Source organism: Sphingomonas sp. 8AM (assembly GCF_902506455.1).
In the GTDB taxonomy this organism is placed as follows: domain Bacteria; phylum Pseudomonadota; class Alphaproteobacteria; order Sphingomonadales; family Sphingomonadaceae; genus Sphingomonas.
The window spans coordinates 379,174-391,810 of the sequence record NZ_LR733844.1; the positions used below are offsets into that span (position 1 = coordinate 379,174).

At 67.0% G+C, this 12,637-nt stretch carries 12 protein-coding genes; all 12 read left to right on the plus strand.

Features of this window, described 5'->3' with window-relative positions; genetic code table 11:
* The first annotated feature begins 83 nt into the window (after window positions 1-83).
* The 12 genes from BACI71_RS01890 (at window position 84) to BACI71_RS01945 (ending at window position 12,519) form a co-directional block, all read left to right on the plus strand.
* Window positions 84-1,526, plus strand: coding sequence for a tetratricopeptide repeat protein (locus BACI71_RS01890; protein WP_159754313.1), 1,443 nt, complete (start codon window positions 84-86; stop codon window positions 1,524-1,526).
* Between the two features lie 41 nt (window positions 1,527-1,567).
* Window positions 1,568-3,007 carry an undecaprenyl-phosphate glucose phosphotransferase gene (locus tag BACI71_RS01895; protein WP_236552772.1) on the plus strand — a complete coding sequence of 480 codons (1,440 nt, stop codon included), beginning with the start codon at window positions 1,568-1,570 and terminating at the stop codon, window positions 3,005-3,007.
* Entirely contained in the window at window positions 2,997-3,776 is a 780-nt protein-coding gene (locus BACI71_RS01900) for a WecB/TagA/CpsF family glycosyltransferase (protein WP_159754320.1), read from the plus strand. Before BACI71_RS01895 ends, BACI71_RS01900 begins: the two co-directional genes overlap by 11 nt.
* 35 nt (window positions 3,777-3,811) lie before the next feature.
* Entirely contained in the window at window positions 3,812-4,327 is a 516-nt protein-coding gene (locus BACI71_RS01905; RefSeq protein ID WP_159754323.1) for a hypothetical protein, read from the plus strand.
* 344 nt (window positions 4,328-4,671) lie between these two features.
* Entirely contained in the window at window positions 4,672-5,211 is a 540-nt protein-coding gene (locus BACI71_RS01910) for an FxDxF family PEP-CTERM protein (RefSeq protein ID WP_159754326.1), read from the plus strand.
* 167 nt (window positions 5,212-5,378) lie between these two features.
* On the plus strand, window positions 5,379-6,410 hold the full coding sequence (locus BACI71_RS01915; protein WP_159754329.1) for a beta-1,6-N-acetylglucosaminyltransferase: 1,032 nt from the start codon (window positions 5,379-5,381) through the stop codon (window positions 6,408-6,410).
* Window positions 6,411-6,425: 15 nt separating this feature from the next.
* Window positions 6,426-7,196, plus strand: coding sequence for a metallophosphoesterase family protein (locus BACI71_RS01920; RefSeq protein ID WP_159754332.1), 771 nt, complete (start codon window positions 6,426-6,428; stop codon window positions 7,194-7,196).
* 43 nt (window positions 7,197-7,239) lie between these two features.
* Window positions 7,240-7,707 carry a dihydrofolate reductase gene (locus BACI71_RS01925; protein WP_159754335.1) on the plus strand — a complete coding sequence of 156 codons (468 nt, stop codon included), beginning with the start codon at window positions 7,240-7,242 and terminating at the stop codon, window positions 7,705-7,707.
* A gap of 24 nt (window positions 7,708-7,731) precedes the next feature.
* On the plus strand, window positions 7,732-8,658 hold the full coding sequence (locus BACI71_RS01930) for a bifunctional riboflavin kinase/FAD synthetase (RefSeq protein WP_159754338.1): 927 nt from the start codon (window positions 7,732-7,734) through the stop codon (window positions 8,656-8,658).
* Between the two features lie 24 nt (window positions 8,659-8,682).
* Window positions 8,683-11,559 carry an isoleucine--tRNA ligase gene (gene ileS / locus BACI71_RS01935; RefSeq protein ID WP_159754341.1) on the plus strand — a complete coding sequence of 959 codons (2,877 nt, stop codon included), beginning with the start codon at window positions 8,683-8,685 and terminating at the stop codon, window positions 11,557-11,559.
* Window positions 11,556-12,059: a signal peptidase II gene (gene lspA, locus BACI71_RS01940; RefSeq protein WP_159754344.1), complete on the plus strand. Its 504-nt coding sequence runs from the start codon at window positions 11,556-11,558 to the stop codon at window positions 12,057-12,059. The genes ileS and lspA overlap by 4 nt, the downstream gene beginning before the upstream one ends.
* Window positions 12,052-12,519 (plus strand): DUF3035 domain-containing protein, encoded by a 468-nt coding sequence (locus tag BACI71_RS01945; protein WP_159754347.1) that lies wholly within the window; start codon window positions 12,052-12,054, stop codon window positions 12,517-12,519. Before lspA ends, BACI71_RS01945 begins: the two co-directional genes overlap by 8 nt.
* Window positions 12,520-12,637: the final 118 nt, after the last annotated feature.

The window sequence follows — 12,637 nt, forward strand, 5'->3', positions numbered from 1 at the left end:
CGTCAGGTGCCTTACAGCATTTTCCTTACGAAGTACGTACGAGATTGTTGGGGATGGGCAGCATTCTTGTGCGGGGGGAAACGGTGAGACGGACCCCGGATCGACGGGCGAAAAATCGGCGGCTTGTCGCTGCGTCGGCACTCGCGCTGGTGTTGCTGGCGGGGTGTCGCTCGCGCGAGGAACGTGCCGCCAAGTTCGCGGCCGTCTACGAGGCCGCCATGGCCAACAACGATCCCGTTATGGCACGGCTGGCGATGCAGCAGGCGGTCGGCTTCGACGATGCCAATCCCGATTATTGGCAGCAGCTGGGCGGAGTCGAACTGGCGCTCGGCGACTATTCGGGAGCGTTCAACGCCTATTTGCGCGCCAATGAGCTGGATCATAGCCGGCCGCAGGTGCTGCAGGCGCTCGCCGATCTGGCGGTCGTCGGCGGCCACACCGAGGATGCGCAGCGGTATGCCAAGCAGGTGTTGTTGCTGCGCCCCGACGATCCCGGACCGCAGACGACGCTCGGCTTCGTCGCGCTGCGCAACCGCGACTATGACTCCGCGCTCAAGCGCGCTGACACGGTGCTGGCGTCGCGGATCGACGATTCCAACGCGACGATCCTGAAGGCGCGGGCGCTCGCGGGGCTGGGCAAGCCCGACGCGGCGCTGACCCTGCTGCGCGACTTCGTTGCCGGTCATCCCAGCGATCCGACCGCGCTCGACGCGCTCGGCGACATGTCCGGGCGGTTCGGCAATCTGGCCGGGCAGAAGGATGCGCAGAGCCGCGAACTCGCGATCCGTCCAAAAGACGTGACGCTGCGGGTCAATTATGCGCGCACGCTCTACCGGCTCGGGGAGCGGGCAGAGGCGCACGACCTCACCTATCCGCTGGCGAGCAGCGGGGAGCATGAGGGACGGCTGATCGATATCCTTGGCCTGTGGCTGCAGTATGAGCCGCATGCCCGGGCGGTAGCGGAGGTCCGGCAACTGGCGGCGCAGGCGTCGCCAGCCGACAAGATGCGCTATGCCTATTTCCTGATGCTCGCCGGGCAGCCGGCGGAGGCGGAGGCGCTCGTCGCGCCGGTCGTCGCGCTGCCGGTCACCGCCGCCAATGCCGCGCCGCTGGCGCTGCTGGCGCAGACGCAGGCGATGCAGGGCCGCGATGCCGAGGCGCTCAAGCTGCTCGACGCGGTGCTGGCGTTCGACGACGGCAACATCCTCGCGCTGCGTGCGCGCACCGATCTGCACCTGCGCACCGGACGCGGGCGGCAGGCGGTGTTCGATGCGCAGCGGCTGGTCGCCAGCAAGCCGCGCTCGGCCGACGATCGTGTGCGGCTGGCGCGCGCCTACACGCTGGCCGGGCAGCCGCAGCTGGCCGAAAATACCTATCGTGCCGGGATCGAGGCGATCGGTGGCGCCGACCCTTTGCTGTTCGGCGGCTTGCGGAAATTTCTCGGCGACGCGGGACGATCCGACGAGCTGGCCGATCTTCAGCAGCAATTTGTTGAGCAAAAGCGGTTAGCGCGGGCGCAATGGTAGCGCGGGGCGGCAACGACCCGGTGGAGTCGGGACGGGGGCGGGTGGCGGGTTCGCAAACGGTGCAGGGGCGGCGCTTCACGTCGAACGTGATTCCGTCGATGGTGATGACGGTCGACCTGCTGTGCCTGCTGCTCAGCGCGCCGGTCGCAGTGATCCTGTACACGTTGGTGTTCCAGCAGACGGTGGTGCCGGGGGTGCATACCGCCGCCGGCTTCATCGCGGGTGTCGCGTTCTTCCTGATCCGGCAATCGCGCGGCGTCTACAGCCAGTCGTTCGTGATCCTGCAATCCGGCGACACTGCGGTTGCGGTCGACTATCTGATGTCGGCGTTGCTCAGCAGCGCGATCGTCTGGCAGTTCGGGCTGGTCGACGAATTCTCGCGCGGGCTGACGCTCGCCTATGTCGGCTCGGTCACCGTTTTGTTGTTCGTCAGCCGCTTCGTGCTGCGCGCGGCGCTGCGCCGGCTGGCCAACAGCGGACGGATCCGGCAGCGGGTCGTCCTGTATGGCGCCGACAAGGAGACGTTGACCCGCACCTGCCGGATGCTCGACTTGCAGGCGTTGCCGCAATTGCTGCTGGTCGGGGTGGCGGACGATTATACCCGCACCACCGCACCCGAGGCGGTGGACGACTTGCCGTTCATCGGCGGCTTTCCCGAATTGCTCGCGAAGGCGCGTGACGGCGAGGTCGACCAGGTACTGATCGCGCTGGCCGACATGACACGCGAGCGCATCGAGATGATCATCGAGAAGCTCAGCGAAGTGGCGGTCGATGTCTCGCTGATCCCGCGCGAGGCGATCGCGCTCGCGCCCGACTATCGCGTCAATTTCGTCGGGCAGATTCCGGTGCTGACGCTATGGCAGCGGCAGATGCGCGACGGCAATACGATCGTGAAGGACGTCGAGGATTTCGTCGTCGCGACGCTCGCGCTGGTTTTCCTGTCGCCGCTGTTGCTGGTGACGGCGCTGGCCATCAAGCTGACCAGCCATGGCCCAGTGATCTTCAAGCAGCCGCGCTTCGGGTTCAACAACCGGGAGATCATGGTCTGGAAGTTCCGGTCGATGTACACCGACCGGCAGGACGTGAGCGGCGCGGCGCGCACCACCAAGGGCGATCCGCGCGTGACGCGCGTCGGGCGGCTGATCCGCAAGCTGAGCATCGACGAGCTGCCGCAGCTCTGGAACGTGCTGCGCGGCGAGATGTCGATCGTCGGACCGCGCCCGCATGCGACACATATGAAAGTCGGCGATCATTATTACTTCGACGCGGTGCGCGGCTATGCGGCGCGTCACCGCGTGAAGCCCGGGATCACCGGGCTGGCGCAGGTGCGCGGGCTGCGTGGCGAGATCCAGACGATCGACCGTGCCAAGCGCCGCGTCGAGCTGGATCGCTACTATATCGATAATTGGTCGCTGATGCTCGACCTGCGCATCATGGTCGAGACGATCGTCAATCTGGCGTTTGACAAGAATGCCTATTGATCCTGCGCCGGCCGCGCGCCGCGCGTTCGTCGGCATCGATTTCGATCCGCTCGATACCGACGCCGCCGCGGCATGGCTGACCCGAATCACGCCCGCCTCGCCGTTCCGCTATGTCGTGACACCCAACGTCGACCATATCGTGCGGCTGGAAACGCTTGGTGAGCGCGACGCGGCAGGGCAGGCGCTGTGGCGCGCCTATCGTGGTGCGGCGCTGGTGCTGTGCGACAGCCGGGTGCTGGCACGGCTCGCGCGGTTCTACGGCATCGTGCTGCCGCTGGCGCCGGGCAGCGACCTGACGGTACGAATATTTGCGCAGGTGGCACAGCCGGGCGACCGGATCGCGATCATCGGCGGCGACGCGCCCCTGCTCGCGGCGCTGCGGGCCCGCTACCCCGCGCTCGACCTCGTCCAGCATATCCCGCCGATGGGGATGCTCCGCAACCCGGCGGCGCTGGCGGCGGCCGCGGCGTTCGGGCGCGACTCGGCAGCCCGTTTCCTGCTGCTCGCGGTCGGGTCACCACAGCAGGAAGTGCTCGCGGCGCGGATCGCCGATGATGGCGGCGCACAGGGCTGCGCATTGTGCATCGGCGCATCGCTCGATTTTATCGTCGGTCGGCAGCGTCGTGCACCGCAGCTGGTGCAGCGGCTCGGGCTGGAATGGGCGCATCGGCTGGCATCGCAGCCTGGGCGGCTCTGGCGACGCTATCTCGTTGATGGCCCGCGAATCTTCCGACTCGCGCACCGCTGGTATCGCGGACGCGTGCGGTGAGCGGTCGCTGGACGCCGGGGATCGGTGATCCCGGCGTGGTCGGCTGGGCGACGGCGATCCTCTATCTGATCGCAGCGGGCCTGTGTGCCGCGGTGTCGACTCGCGGCGCGCGCGGCGAAAGACGCTTCTGGGCGGTGGTCGCCCTGGCCATGCTGGCGCTGGGGATCAACAAACAACTCGATCTCCAGTCCTTGTTCACGCAGCTGTTGCGCGACGATGCGCTCCGCCATGGCTGGTTTGCCGAACGTCGTTCGCTTCAGCTTGCGTTCATCCTCGCGGTCGCCGCCTTCGGAGCAATATCAGTGCTGGTTCTCCGACGCCGTCTTTCCGTGCTGCGGCGCAACATGCGACTGGCCGCCGGAGGTGTTTGCTTGGTCTATACTTATGTCTTGATCCGTGCAGCTTCATTTCATCATGTCGATCGCTTCATCAACGCGGCTGTACTTGGCGCGCGCTGGAACTGGATCATCGAGATCGGCGGCATCCTGATCGTGGCGATCGCAGCGCTGCGCGAGCTTCGCGTGCCGTTGCAGGAGGCGCCAGCCCCGTGAAAGCGGCGGCAAACCTGCGTCTTGTGTCGATTACCTTCTTATCGTCCGATCTGCTCCATACGTCCCAAATCTGGACTATGTCGCTGATGTTGCGACGCATCGAAACGGCGTAGAAGCCGGTTTATCGGGTCGTATCGCTGGGTGTCGCGGTCCAGGCAGTGCAAAATCGGCACCGCGCAAGGAAGGCGAGACTTCGATAAAAAGATGATGGTTTTCGCTTCGTTAAGGTGCGATACATCGAATCATCAGGTGGCCGGTAAAAAACGGGTCACTACCGCCTGATCGGGGCGGGTCGCGTGAGTGGTACGGACGGACGTCAACAGGGTTCAAGGGGAGTTTCGAGCATGAAGAAGATTTTCGCGACCGCGATCATCGCGGCGGCAGTTGCAGCGACGCCAGCGATGGCGGCCCAGCAGATCAACACCAACATCGGCCTCTCGCAGTCGGCTCCGGGTGTGTTCACCGGGTTGTTCGGCAACACGGTGACCAGCGCCGACGTCAACTCGAGCAGTGTCTACACTGATACCTATCAGTTCATCGTTCCGACCGCGGGCATCGTCGGTGCGAGCGCCGTGACGCTGACCTTCGACGGCTCGCTGACGTTCAGCGAAGTGCTGCTCAACGGCGTGAAGCTGGTCATCCGCCGGACCAACGGCGTGTATCTGGCGACCTCGCCGCTCGGCGGACTGGCATCGGCGGAGAACCCGCAGAAGCTGTCGATCACCGGCAAGCTGACCGGTGCCACCGGCACCTACACCGGCAACGTCCGCTTCGAGAGCGCCGTTCCGGAGCCGGGCACCTGGGCGCTGATGATCCTGGGCTTCGGCATCGTCGGCTACGCGATGCGTCGCCGCCCGTCGGTTCGCTTCGCGCAGGCGATCTGATTGCGACATCGCACCGGTGCTTCGGCGCCGGGGCGGTGACGAAAGAAAAGGCGGCGGCGTACCCGATCGGGTGCGCCGCCGTTTTTCTATGCGGTGCCACCGTCGTCGGTCAGGCGAGCCGAACCGACGCACGTCGTGGTCGACCGCGGCGGTAGGGTACGGTTAGGATGGCGATGCTATCCCTGTGTCGTGACCGGAGCCTTCCCCCTGCCGAATCAGTCGATCCGACGCCGTTCGCCCTTGGTCGCCGCGCGCTGCGGGGCGGGACGATGATGAAGATCGGGTTCGTCATCCTGTCGCACCGCGACCCCGGGCAGCTGTTGCGGCTCGTCGTCACGCTGAACCGGCTGTACGATCACCCGCCGATCGCATGCCATCATGATCGCGCACAAAGTCCGATCGACACGAGCATCTTCCCGGGCAACGTCCGTTTCGTCGATCCGAGCATCCGCACCGGCTGGGCGAAATGGTCGGTGGTCCGCGGCTTCTTCGCGGCGCTACGGCTTTTGTACGATCATGACGCGCCCGACTGGTTCGTGCTCTTGAGCGCAGGCGACTATCCGGTGCGGGATGGCGCGGAGGTGCGCGCCGATCTTCTCGCGCTGGGCGCCGATGCGCTGATCGACTACCGTCGGACCGGCGATACGGCCGCACAGGCCGCCGCGCAGTTCGGCCCGCACAATCCCGGGCTGGCTCATTTCGAGAGCGACGGCAATCGTCGGCTGGCGCGCGACCGGTACGAAAACGCCGAGCTGTGGCTGCCGATGCTGCGGTTCAATGACGGGGGTCGGCGAGTCCGGCCGGCCCGGCTGACCGTCTCGCTGCCATTCGGTACGCCCTTGGGCCCGTTTTCGCGCGATTTCCGCTGCTTCTATGGCGACCATTGGTTCACCGGCAACGCGCGGGTAGCGCAGCTGCTGCTCGCGCCGACGGCGCATCACCGGCGACTGCAGCAGCATTTGACGATGCGCACCAGCCCGGACGAATGCTATTTCCAGACGGTCTTGTGCAACGAGCCCGGTTTGCGGCTGGTGCGCGACAACCGTCGATATGCGCAGTGGAATGGCGGTGGCGCGCACCCGCAGACACTGACAGAACGCGATCTCGCCGCGATGTTTGCGTCGGGCGCGCATTTCGCGCGAAAGTTCACGCCCGATGCGCCGGTGCTCGACCGGATCGACGCGCGGTTGTTCGGCTGAGCCGCGCGCACCGCGATGGGACGATTTCGGCAATGGCTCGGATGGCCCCCGCCGCGCCGTGCCGCGGTGCCGGCCGGTACGCGCGTCTATGCGGTCGGTGACGTGCATGGCCGCGCGGACCTGTTGGAGCCGTTGCTCGGCTGGATCGCCGCGGATCATGCCAGACGCGGTGGCGAGGCCAGGCTGCAGATCGTCTTTCTGGGTGACCTGATCGATCGGGGGCCGGCGTCGGCAAAGGTGATCGACCTGCTGATCGGTGCGGACCGTAGCGGCGCTGACCATCACGTGCTGAGCGGCAATCACGAGGAAATGCTGCTGACGATCCTCGCCGGCGAGAGCGACGGCGTGGGAGCGTGGCTCGATCATGGCGGTGCCGAGACGCTGGAGAGCTACGGCGTCGACCCGGCGCGTTTCTGGGACGACCCCGAAGCACTGCCGCGCGTGCTGCGCTCGGCGATCCCCTCACGCCACCTCGCATTGCTGCGCGCGATGGGCGATCAGGTACGCATCGGCGACTATCTGTTCGTTCATGCCGGCATTCGCCCCGGCGTGCCGCTCGACGAGCAAACCGGGCGCGATCTGCGCTGGATCCGCAAGGACTTTCTGAGCAGCACCGCCGATCACGGGCCGGTGGTTGTGCACGGGCACACGATCGTGCCGACTGTCGAATATCACCGTAACCGCATCGCGATCGACACCGGTGCGTATCGCACCGGGCGGCTGACCGCGCTCGGGCTGGAGGGTGAGGCACGCTGGACGCTGACCAGCCGGCTCGACCGCGCGTGATGCGCGCTTTCCTCGCCCGCCGTTCGCGCCTAGCGCGGCGCGCATGATGATCTTCGTTCTCGCACGCGCCGACAATGGCGTCATTGGCGTCGACGGCCGGCTGCCGTGGCGGCTGCCGGAGGACCTCAAGCGCTTCAAGGCGCTGACGATCGGCACGCCGATGGTGATGGGGCGCAAGACCTTCGAAAGCTTTCCGGCACCGCTGCCGGGACGGCGGCACATCGTTCTGACGCGCGACCGCGACTGGTCGGCGGCGGGGGCGGAGGTGGCGCATGATGTCGACGCCGCGCTGGCGCTCGCCGGTGGGGGCGACGTCACGGTCGTGGGCGGTGCGGAAATCTACGCACTGCTGCTCGATCGTGCCGACCGGATCGAACTGACGGAAGTGCATAGCGCGCCTGACGGCGATGCAACCGTGCCGGCGTTTACCGGCTGGCGCGAGGTGGCGCGCGTGGCGCATCCGGCGGAGGGCGAGCGGCCCGGCTATGATTTCGTGACGCTGGTACGGTGACGGTGCAGGCGCTAAGGGCGGCCGATGCAGCGGCTTGACGGCGGCGCGGCGGTGCCTGACGCCCTGGCGGGCGCGATCGTTGCGTTGGGCAATTTCGACGGTTTTCACCTGGGGCATCAGGCGGTTGTCGCGCGCGCGGTCGATCGGGCGCGTGCGGAGGGACGCCCTGCGCTGGTCGCAACCTTCGATCCGCATCCGGTCCGCCACTTCCGCCCCGATGCCGAGCCGTTCCGGCTGACCACGCTTGACCAGCGCGCGCGATTGTTCGCCGAAGCGGGCGCGGACGGCATAGTGGTGTTCCACTTCGACGCCGCGCTCGCCGCGCTGCCTGCCGACGTGTTTATCGCCGAGCGGCTGACCGGGGCGTTGCGGGTCGCGGGCGTCGTGACCGGAGAGGATTTCACCTTCGGTCACGGCAAGAGCGGGAATATCGCGACGCTGCGCGCGGCGGGCGAACGCGCCGGATTTGTGGTCGATACGGTCGGCGCGGTGCTGCTGGATGGCGAGCCGGTGTCGTCGACCCGCATCCGCGCAGCGCTCAGGGGCGGTGATCCGCGCGGTGCGGCGCGGCTTCTCACGCGGCCGTTCGCGATCGAGGGCGTCGTCCAGCACGGCGACAAGCTGGGGCGGACGATCGGTTACCCGACCGCGAACCTCGACATGGGGCCGTATCTGCGTCCGGCGTACGGGATCTATGCCGTGCGCGGACGGCTTGCGGACGGCCGGGTGCTCAAAGGTGCCGCGAATTTGGGCGTCCGGCCCACGTTCGATCCGCCCAAGGAGTTGCTGGAGCCGTATTTCTTCGACTTCGCCGGCGACCTGTACGGTCAGGTGATCGAAGTCGAGCTCATCGAGTGGCTGCGCGCCGAGGCGAAGTTCGACAGCCTCGACGCGCTGGTCGCGCAAATGGACCTGGACTGCGCCCGCGCGCGCGAGTTGCTGGCGGACTAACCCGCCGTTAAGGCTAAGAGACATATGGCCGACGCATCCGACACTTCGCGCGACTGGCGCGACACCGTATTCTTGCCGCAGACCGGCTTTCCGATGAAGGCCGGGCTGGCGCAGAAGGAGCCCGCGATCTTCGACCGCTGGAAGCGGATCGGGCTCTACCAGCAGCTGCGCGAGCAGCGGCTGGGGCGTGAGCGCTTCATCCTCCACGACGGACCGCCCTATGCCAATGGCGACATCCACATGGGCCACGCCATGAACAAGGTGCTGAAGGACGTGATCGTCCGCAGCCGTTCCCTGATGGGCTATGACGCGCCGTACGTGCCGGGCTGGGACTGCCACGGGCTGCCGATCGAGTGGAAGGTCGAGGAAGCGTATCGCGCCAGGAAGCTCGACAAGGATCAGGTGCCGGTCGCGCAGTTCCGCGCCGAATGCCGCGCCTATGCCGAGAAATGGGTGGCGGTGCAGCGCGACGAGTTCGAGCGGCTGGGCGTGATGGGAGATTGGGACGATCCCTATCTGACCATGAAGTTCGAAGCCGAGGCGACGATCGCGGGCGAGCTGCTCAAGTTCGCCGAGAGCGGCCAGCTGTATCGCGGTGCCAAGCCGGTGATGTGGAGCCCGGTCGAGAAGACCGCGCTGGCCGAGGCCGAGGTCGAATATGAGGACGTCGTCTCGACGCAGATCGACGTCGGGTTCGAGGTGATCGACTGCCCGGAATATCCGGGGCTGGCCGGCACGCTGGCGGTGATCTGGACGACGACGCCGTGGACGATCCCGGTCAACCAGGCGCTCGCCTATGGCTCGGCGGTCGACTATCTCCAGTTCGAGCATGACGGGCGGCGCTATCTGGTCGCCGAGCCGCTGATGCCCGCGTTCATCAAGCGCACCGGCATCCCGATGGGCAAGATCATCGCGCTCATCAAGGGGCCGGTGCTGGAGGGCGCGACCGCACGGCACCCGATGCATCAGCTGGGCGGCTTCTTCGCGACTCCGCGGCCGTTCCTCGAGGGCGCGTTCGTCACCATCGATGCCGGTACCGGGCTGGTCCATATGGCCCCCGACCACGGCGAGGACGACTTCCTGCTGTGTAAGGCGCACGGGATCGAGCCGGTGTTCGCGGTCGACGGCGCGGGCATGTACCGCGCCGACTGGGCGTGGCTCGGCGGGCAGGGCAGCGTCATCAACAAGAAGTTCGTCGGCGCCGATGGGCCGATCTGTTCGGACCTGCGCGCGACGGGTAACCTGCTGTCGGCGAGCGACGATTTCGCGCACAGCTATCCGCATTCGTGGCGGTCGAAGGCGAAGGTGATCTTCCGCGCGACCCCGCAGTGGTTCATCCCGATGGATGGCCGATCCACTCTCCCCTCCCCTTCAGGGGAGGGGCCGGGGGTGGGGTCGAGTGGGAAAGAGCCCGCTCTACAACTACCCCACCCCAACCCCTCCCCTGAAGGGGAGGGGCTTGAAGGGGGCAACGCCGCCACGCTCCGCGAACTCGCGCTCGATGCGATCTCCCGCACGCAATGGGTGCCGACGCGTGCCGAGAACCGCATCCGCGCGATGGTCGAGGGGCGTCCGGACTGGGTCATCAGTCGCCAGCGCGCCTGGGGCGTGCCGATCGCGCTCTATGTGCATCGTCAGAGCGGGCAGTATCTCAACGATCCCGCGGTCAACGCGCGGATCATCGCCGCCTTTCGCGAGAGCGGGGCGGATGCGTGGTTCACCGCCGACCATCAGGCGCTGCTCGGCGACACATATGACCTCGCCGATTACGAGCCGGTCAACGACATCCTCGACGTGTGGTTCGACTCCGGTTCGACGCACGCGTTCGTCGTTGAGGCGCGCTATGGCGAGGGGACGCGCGCGAACCTGTATATCGAGGGCTCGGACCAGCATCGCGGCTGGTTCCAGTCGTCGCTGCTGGAGAGCTGCGGGACGCGCGGGCGCGCGCCGTATGACGCGGTGCTGACGCACGGTTTCGCGCTCGATGGGCAGGGACGCAAGATGTCCAAGTCGCTCGGCAATGTCGTCGATCCATTGAAGGTGATCGGCGAATCGGGGGCGGACATCCTGCGACTGTGGGCGGTGTCGACCGACTATTTCGACGACGTGCGGATCGGCAAGGAGGTGCTGGCGACCTCGTCGGACGCCTATCGCAAGCTGCGTAACACCTTCCGCTATCTGCTCGGCGCGCTCGACGGGTTCAGCGATGACGAGCGGGTGCCGGTCGCCGGGATGCCCGAGCTGGAGCGCTATATGCTCCACCTGCTCCATGCGCTCGACCGCGAACTGAAGGAGGCGGCGACCGCCTACGAGTTCAACCGCTACGTCCGCCGCCTGACCGACTTCTGCAACGAGGATCTGTCGGCGTTCTTCTTCGACGTGCGCAAGGACTCGCTGTACTGCGATGCGCCGACCGACGTGAAGCGCCGCGCGTATCGCACGATGCTCGACGTGCTGTTCCATGCGCTGGTCCGCTATGCCGCGCCGGTGCTGGTCTTCACCGCCGAGGAAGTGTGGCAGTCGCGCTTCCCGGCCGACGACAGTTCGGTGCATTTCCTCGAATGGCCGACCTTGCCCGACGAGGCCGGTGAGGATGTCGCGCAGCGCTGGCTCGAGGTGCGTCGCCTGCGAGAGCGCGTGACCGAAGCCATCGAGCCGCTGCGTCGCGAGAAGACGATCCGCTCCAGCCTGGAGGCGGAAGTGACCGTCCCCGAGCTGCCGCTGCCTGCCGATGCGCTGGCGGAGCTGTTCATCGTCGCGAAGGTGAGCGAGGCGGCGACGGTCGATGTGGCGCGCACCGATTACCAGAAGTGCGGGCGCTGCTGGCGGCATCTGCCCGAGGTGACGAGCGATGGCGAGCTGTGCGCGCGCTGCGCCGACGTGACGGGGACGGGGGCGTGATTCCCCGCGCCGGATTGCTGCTGGCCGGGGTTGTCTTTGCCGTGGACCAGTTCGTCAAATGGCTGGTCACCGGGCCGCTGCGGATCGACTTTCTCGGCGCGTATCGCACGTTGCTGCCGATCTTCGACCTGCGCTTCACCAAGAACGAGGGCGTGTCGCTGGGCATGTTGCGTGCCGAGACCGACACGACGCGCTGGCTGCTGGTCGCCTTCACCGCCGCGATCGCGATCGCGGTGGCGGTGTGGATGCTTCGTGAGCGCAAGCGCGCCGACCAGCTCGCGCTCGGGCTGGTGCTGGGCGGCGCGCTCGGCAATATCGTCGATCGCGTGCGGCTCGGCTACGTGGTCGATTTCGCGGATCTGCACTTCGGCGAATGGCGGCCGTTTCTGGTATTCAACGTCGCCGATGCCGCGATCACGATCGGCGTGCTGATTCTGCTGGTGCGCGCGCTCCTGATCCGCGAGAAGCGCGACGATGTTTCGGAGAATGTCCATGCGTAAGTCTGTGGTGGTGGTGGCCGGGATGGCGGCGCTGGGGCTGCTCGCCGGCTGCGGCAAGCGCGGTTACGACCGCGCCCGCCCCGACGAGTTCGCGGTGGCGCGGCAGGCGCCGCTGATTATCCCGCCCGATTTCGCGCTGGTCCCGCCGCAGCCGGGCGCCGCGCGGACGCAGGGGAACAACCCGCAGGCGCAGGCGATCGAGGCGCTGTTCGGCGGGCCGGCGGCGCGCAGCGCGGGCGAGGCGGGCGTGGTCGAGCAGGCCGGCGGCGCTAGCGCGTCGACCCCGGGTATCCGCTCGGGTGTGGGCGATCCGGCGACCAACGTCATCGACAAGGGCCAGACCACCAGCGACATCGTCGCCGCGCCGCAGGGCGATGGGCAGGATGCGCGGGCTTCGGTCGGTGGGGCGGCTGCTGCACCGGCGCAGGCGGCTACGGCGCAACCCACGCCGCAGCAGTAAGCTCGACGTCGCCCCTGCGAAGGCAGGGACCTATGTCTGTTTCGTCATAGTGAGCCATCTGACACAGGCGCGTGATGCCTTGTGTCAGATGGCTCTTTTGCATTCGACAGAGATAGGT

Excerpts from the sequence above, each read along its gene's own strand:
- BACI71_RS01900 (WP_159754320.1), top strand. The coding sequence starts at position 2,997 with ATGCCTATTGATCCTGCGCCGGCCGCGCGCCGCGCGTTCGTCGGCATC.
- BACI71_RS01910 (WP_159754326.1), top strand. The coding sequence starts at position 4,672 with ATGAAGAAGATTTTCGCGACCGCGATCATCGCGGCGGCAGTTGCAGCG.
- BACI71_RS01915 (WP_159754329.1), top strand. The coding sequence starts at position 5,379 with ATGGCGATGCTATCCCTGTGTCGTGACCGGAGCCTTCCCCCTGCCGAA.
- BACI71_RS01920 (WP_159754332.1), top strand. The coding sequence starts at position 6,426 with ATGGGACGATTTCGGCAATGGCTCGGATGGCCCCCGCCGCGCCGTGCC.
- BACI71_RS01925 (WP_159754335.1), top strand. The coding sequence starts at position 7,240 with ATGATGATCTTCGTTCTCGCACGCGCCGACAATGGCGTCATTGGCGTC.
- BACI71_RS01930 (WP_159754338.1), top strand. The coding sequence starts at position 7,732 with ATGCAGCGGCTTGACGGCGGCGCGGCGGTGCCTGACGCCCTGGCGGGC.
- ileS (WP_159754341.1), top strand. The coding sequence starts at position 8,683 with ATGGCCGACGCATCCGACACTTCGCGCGACTGGCGCGACACCGTATTC.
- BACI71_RS01945 (WP_159754347.1), top strand. The coding sequence starts at position 12,052 with ATGCGTAAGTCTGTGGTGGTGGTGGCCGGGATGGCGGCGCTGGGGCTG.